1 protein-coding gene is annotated in these 743 nt (G+C 73.8%); it reads right to left on the bottom strand.

The window, feature by feature from the left end:
• The coding region (locus tag ACGFT1_RS35715) for a ketoacyl-synthetase C-terminal extension domain-containing protein (RefSeq protein WP_373913149.1) at positions 1 to 743 on the bottom strand (743 nt) is incomplete at both ends.

The following is a 743-nucleotide window of genomic DNA, read 5'->3' as shown; positions in this document are numbered from 1 at the left end:
ACGCGAACCGGCGACCACGACCGCCCGCTCGGCCAGGACCGCGCGCTGCGTGACCAAGGCGCCGGCGACAGACGCCATCGGCGCGCCGCTCCGGCGGACGAACTCCGCCAACCGACCCGCCTGGCCGGCCAGGGCCCCGGCGGTGCGCGCCGAGACGACCACCGGCACGACACCGTCGGCCGGGGCCGCCGGCTCGGTGACATCCTCCTCCGCCGCCTGCTCAAGGATCAGGTGCGCGTTCGTTCCGCTCAGCCCGAACGAGGAGACGCCGACACGGCGCGGGCGCCCGGTGTCGGGCCAGTCGCGTGCTTCCGTGAGCAGTTCGACCGCTCCGGCGGTCCAGTCGACCTGGGACGACGGCGCGTCCACGTGCAGGGTGGGCGGCAGGACGCCGTGCTGCATGGCTTCCACCATCTTGATCACGCCGGCCACACCGGAGGCGGCCTGCGTGTGTCCGATGTTGGACTTCAACGAGCCCAGCCACAGGGGCTGTTCACGCTCCTTGCCGTAGGTGGCGAGGAGGGCCTGTGCCTCGATCGGGTCGCCCAGGACGGTGCCCGTGCCGTGGCCCTCGACCGCGTCCACGTCCGCGGGAGTCAAGCCCGCGTTCGCGAGCGCCTTGCGGATCACCCGCTGCTGCGACGGCCCGTTGGGAGCGGTCAGCCCGTTGGACGCACCGTCCTGGTTCACCGCACTGCCCCGCACGACCGCCAGGACCCGGTGCCCCTTGCGCCGCGCCTCCG

Origin of the sequence: Streptomyces sp. Y20 (genome assembly GCF_043195475.1) — a bacterium.
In the GTDB taxonomy this organism is placed as follows: Bacteria; Actinomycetota; Actinomycetes; order Streptomycetales; family Streptomycetaceae; genus Streptomyces.
The sequence above is the reverse complement of the archived record's forward strand: the minus strand, read 5'-3'. Positions and strand labels throughout refer to the sequence as shown.